The 4609-nt window shown below is 72.3% G+C and carries 3 protein-coding genes and 1 pseudogene; all 4 read right to left on the bottom strand.

Features of this window, described 5'->3' with window-relative positions; translation table 11 throughout:
• On the bottom strand, positions 1-1456 hold a 1456-nt coding region (locus BG452_RS23130), incomplete at its 3' end, for a substrate-binding domain-containing protein (protein WP_188306270.1).
• A 38-nt stretch (positions 1457-1494) separates the two neighbouring features.
• A complete protein-coding gene (gene pstA, locus BG452_RS23125) occupies positions 1495-2766 on the bottom strand; it encodes a phosphate ABC transporter permease PstA (protein WP_188306269.1) in 1272 nt (423 codons plus the stop codon).
• A gap of 104 nt (positions 2767-2870) precedes the next feature.
• A complete protein-coding gene (gene pstC, locus BG452_RS23120) occupies positions 2871-3902 on the bottom strand; it encodes a phosphate ABC transporter permease subunit PstC (RefSeq protein ID WP_188306268.1) in 1032 nt (343 codons plus the stop codon).
• A 448-nt stretch (positions 3903-4350) separates the two neighbouring features.
• Positions 4351-4609: pseudogene (locus BG452_RS23115) on the bottom strand (hypothetical protein); the annotation flags it as partial.

Here is a 4609-nt window from a genome sequence, read left to right as displayed (position 1 = left end):
CGGAACCGCCGCCGGTGCCGCCGGAACCACCGGCCGCGCCGCCGCCGGACCCGCCGGAGCCGCCGCCGGAGCCGCCCGAACCGGTCTTCACCGCCTGGCCGTTCTGCACGGTGCAGTCCAGCGGGGCGCCCTGCTTGTCGCAGGGGCTCGGCTGCGGGGCGTTCTTGAGGACGGTCAGCTCACCGGCCGAGTTGAAGGTCGGGTTGGCGCAGTTGGACAGGGTGTCGGGGTCGACCGGGCTGGCGTTGCCGGGGATCGACTTGGCCTGCAGCAGCCCGCCGCGCACCAGGCCGCGCGGGATCGGCGAGTAGCCGAGGCCGTCGGCCTCGCCCTGGCCCTCGCAGAGCACGTAGGCGAGGAACTTGCTGAGCGCGGCGCCCTTGTCGTTGTTGAAGCGGCCCGGCGGGGGCAGCGCGGCGCCGGCCCGCGGCACGATCACGTAGCTGTAGCTGGAGATCGGGTACGAGCGCGGGTCGTCCATGGTGTAGACGCCGTCGAGGTTCTGCTGCAGGTAGTTCGGGTCGGACGGCGGGGTGTTGTCGTCCACGCCGCGGATCTTGGCGGCGGTGAGCGCGATGGCGACGTTGGAGGCGGTCGGCAGCGCGTAGTAGCCGGCCTGGTTGAGCACCTTCACGACCGGCCAGTTGCTGCGCTTGGCGAAGGCGTACTCGTCGTAGCCGATGGTGCCGAGGCCGGCCGCCGCCTTGATGTAGCCGGCCACCACGTCGGAGCCGTTCTGGGCGACCATCCGGCCGGACGGCGGGAAGAACTCGGTGTAGTCACCGCAGGTGGTGCCGTTGACGGACTTGCAGTAGTCGTCCCACTGGCTCTGGTGGGTGTGCTCCATCCAGCGGGTGAACTGGGCGGTGGCGCCGGAGCCGTCCGAGCGGACCACCGGGGTGATCGGCAGGTTGGGCAGGGGCTTGCCGTAGTCGGCGGTGATCTTCGCGTCGTTCCAGTTGGTGATCTTGTTGGTGAAGATGTCCACGACGGTCTGCGGGGACAGCCGCAGGTCGCGGACCTGCTTGCCGCCGACCACGAGGTTGTACATGAAGGTCGTGCCGCCCGCGGTGATCGGCACGTAGGAGAAGCCGTAGACCGGGTTCTCCCTGGTGCCCTGACCGCTGGTGCGGGCACCGGAGTTGAGGCCGGTGTCCTCGGAGCTGCGGAACGGCACGTCCGAGGCGGTGAAGTCGTCCTGCCCGTTGCTCCAGGCCGTCCGGCCCGCGGCCGAGCCGACCGGGTTGAAGCTGATCTGGATGCCCTGCGGCCCGACGTCCTGGCGCCACTGGTCGATGGCCGGGCCGGCCCAGCTGGAACCGTCGGCACTCAGCGCGACCGATGCGGCGAAGGCCGGTGCGGCCTGTCCGAACAGCAGGAAGGCCGCGGCGAGCAGCAACGCCGGCCCTCCCGCCAGGACGCGGGCCACGGAGCGCCTTGCGGCCTCCCACGACATGAGAACTCCTCTGGTACGGAGGGTGGTTGGGTGAGTCATCAGCTGTTCCCGGGCAGCGCGGCGGTGGACTGGGCGACGGCCGGAAGGGCGGCGGCGGACCGCGCGGCGCCCTCGGCCCGCCGCGCCTCCCGGTCGATCCGGCGCCGCTGGGCACGCGTCAGCTCGCCGGGGCGACGGCCGCCGAGCACCCGCGCGGTGACGAACAGGATCAGCACCAGAGCCATCAGGGTCAGCCCCGCCGCGAAGGCGCGCGCGACCATCTCGGGGTAGGGCTGCTTGACGTAGTTCCAGATGTACAGCGGCAGCGACACCTGGTGCTCGTGGAACGGGTCGGCATTGAACTGCGGGGTGAAGCCCGAGGTCAGCAGCACCGGCGAGGTCTCCCCGATGCCGCGCGCCACACCGAGCACCACCGCCGTGACCAGACCGGGCCGGGCGGTCGGCAGCACGACGTTCCACACCGTCCGCCACTGGCTGCCGCCGAGCGCGTACGAGGCCTCGCGCAGGGTGCCCGGCACCAACCGGATGACCACCTCGGAGGCCCGGGTGACGATCGGCATCATCATCACCGTGAGGGCGAGCGAGGCCGCGAAGCCGCTCTTGTCGAAGCCGAGCGTCAGGATCACGATGCCGAGCACGAACAGGCCCGCGACGATCGACGGCAGCGCCGTCATCGCCTCGACGAGGGTCCGCACCGGCTTGGCCATCCGGCCGCCGACCTCGGACATGAAGATCGCCGCGGCGATGCCCAGCGGTACCGCGAACAGCGAGGCCAGGCCGACCTGTTCGAGCGAGCCGACGATCGCGTTCAGCGCGCCGCCGGAGGTGATCGGGGAGAGCGCGGCGGTCCGCTCCATCGACTCGGTGAAGAAGTTGAGGTGCTGGGCCGCCTCGTACCCGCGCACCGCGAGGTAGCCGACCTGGTCGACGATCAGCGCCAGCACCAGCAGGCCTGCGCTCCACGCCACGACCGAGACCAGGCGCTCGCGCACCAGCAGCGGGCCCCACTGGAGCCGGCCGAGCGTGCCGTAGGCGCCCAGGAAGAGCAGGTACCAGCAGACCAGGAAGCCGAAGGCGCCGCTGAACGGCAGCACCCGCTCGTACAGCATCCAGTCCAGCGCCAGCGAGCCGACCGCCGCGCCGGCCACGGTGAACACGTCCTCGCGGGTGCCGCCGCCGAGCTTCACGCGCTTCTCCGGGCGCGGCTCCGCCGGGCCGGCCGCGGGCCCCGGAACGGCAGCGCCCGGAACATCGGAGCCCGGAACGGCGGCACCCGGAGCCGCGGCCGGCGGCAGGTCGAGCGTGGTCATCGGGTCGTTCCCTTCGACGGGGTCTCAGACGGGGTTTCAGACGAGGTCTCAGCAGGGGTCGCAGCAGCGGTCGCAGCGGGACCGGTCATGTCCGTACCGCCGGCTCAGTCGGCGGTGGAGGCCCCGGAGCGGGACCGGTTGATCACGAAGCCGGCCGCCACGTTGACCAGCAGGGTCAGCGCGAACAGCACCAGGCCGGCCGCCATCAGCGCGGAGAGCGAGAGGGCGTCCGACTCGCCGAAGCGCAGCGCGATGAGCGCCGAGATCGAGTTGGCGCCGTTCTCCAGGATGTGGGTGATGGTCTTGAAGTTCGGCGAGATGATCAGCGCGACCGCGATGGTCTCGCCCATCGCCCGGCCGAAGCCCAGCATGACCGCGCCGATCACACCGCCCCGGCCGAACGGCAGCACCACCGTGCGCACCATCCCCCAGCGGGTCGAGCCGAGCGCGTAGGCGCCCTCCCGCTCGCCCTGCGGGGCCTGGGAGAAGACCTCCCGGCTGAGCGAGGTGACGATCGGGACGATCATCAGCGAGACGACGACGCCCGCGATGAAGGTGGAGGAGGTGTAGGAGGTCCCGATGTCGCCGGTGCGCACCTTGAGGAAGGGGATCGCGTCGCCCAGGTGGTTGGAGAGCCAGCGGGAGAAGCCGATGATCCGCGGCTGGAGGAAGAACAGCCCCCACAGGCCGTAGATGATGCTCGGGATCGCCGCCATCAGGTCGATCAGCGAGACCAGCGAGGCGCGCAGCCGGACGGGCGCGTACTCGGAGATGAAGATCGCCGTGGCGAGCGCCACCGGAACGGCGATGACCAGCGCGATCACGGCGATCAGCAGGCCGTTCGGCAGGACGGCGGCGATGCCGAAGGTGTGCGCCGCGGTCTGCCACTTCCGCTCGGTCAGGAACGACCAGCCCACGGCGCGCAGCGCGTCCGAGCCGCGCAGGAGCAGGAAGAAGGCGATCAGGCCCATGATCGCGAACACCGAGAGCCCGGCCGTCCGCAGCACCCCGCGGAACACCCGGTCGCCGGGGGTCGCGGGGGCGGTGATGGTGCGCGGGACGTCGGCGGCGGCTCCGCGGTCGGGTGTGCCCGGGGCCCCGGCGGACGAGGCCGCGGGCTCGGCGGCGGCTGTCATGCTCTGCTCTCCGTGCTCGGGTGCGGATGACCGGGCGGCGCCCGGACTGGACGGTGGCGCGAAGTCGTTGGGGGGCGAGGCCGGTTGGGGCCGGGCGGCGGTGCCGGCGCGTACCCATTCGGCCATCCGGAGGTGGCCGCACCGGGTCGCGCGTGTGTACGAGGCCCCAACGAGCCAGTTCGGTGGCGGAGTTGGCCACGGTGACGATCGCGACCGGTGTGCCAGCGGGGGCCGGAAAGGATCCGGCCACCTGGGCCGGTGTCGGCCGACTGCGTTGCGGTATGGCAGAGTTGAGGAAGCTGCCGGACGGCTCGGCGAGACCGGAACGGCGGCCTCGCCGAGCCGTCGGGAGCGGGGAACGACGGCGGCTGTGAAACGTCGGGCCTCAGGCACGAGCCGTCAAGCACGAGCCGTCAGGCACGGCCGGTCAGCCGTACGGCAGCAGCCGTCAGAACCGCCGGCGCAGTCGCGACCAGCCGTTCCTCAGCCCCGTCAGCGTCCGCTCCCCGGCCGGTGTCCCGCCCAGGATCAGCGCCGCCGGCCCGCCGACCAGCAGCACCAGGCCGCCGATCAGCGCGATCGGCAGGAGCAGCCGGGCGGCGCCGGAGCGGTCCGCCGCCGGTGTCCCGGCCGCGACGGGCGCGGCGCTCAGCGACTTGCCGGGCGCGCTCGGGGAAGACCCCGGGCTCTTCCCGCCGGGCGCCGGA

Origin of the sequence: Streptomyces sp. CBMA123, assembly GCF_014596465.1 — a bacterium.
In the GTDB taxonomy this organism is placed as follows: Bacteria; Actinomycetota; Actinomycetes; order Streptomycetales; family Streptomycetaceae; genus Kitasatospora.
Note: the sequence above shows the minus strand (reverse complement) of the source record. Positions and strands in the feature narration are given on the sequence as shown.

Coding starts and splice junctions, on each gene's coding strand:
- pstC (WP_188306268.1), bottom strand. CDS start 3,902: ATGACAGCCGCCGCCGAGCCCGCGGCCTCGTCCGCCGGGGCCCCGGGC.
- pstA (WP_188306269.1), bottom strand. CDS start 2,766: ATGACCACGCTCGACCTGCCGCCGGCCGCGGCTCCGGGTGCCGCCGTT.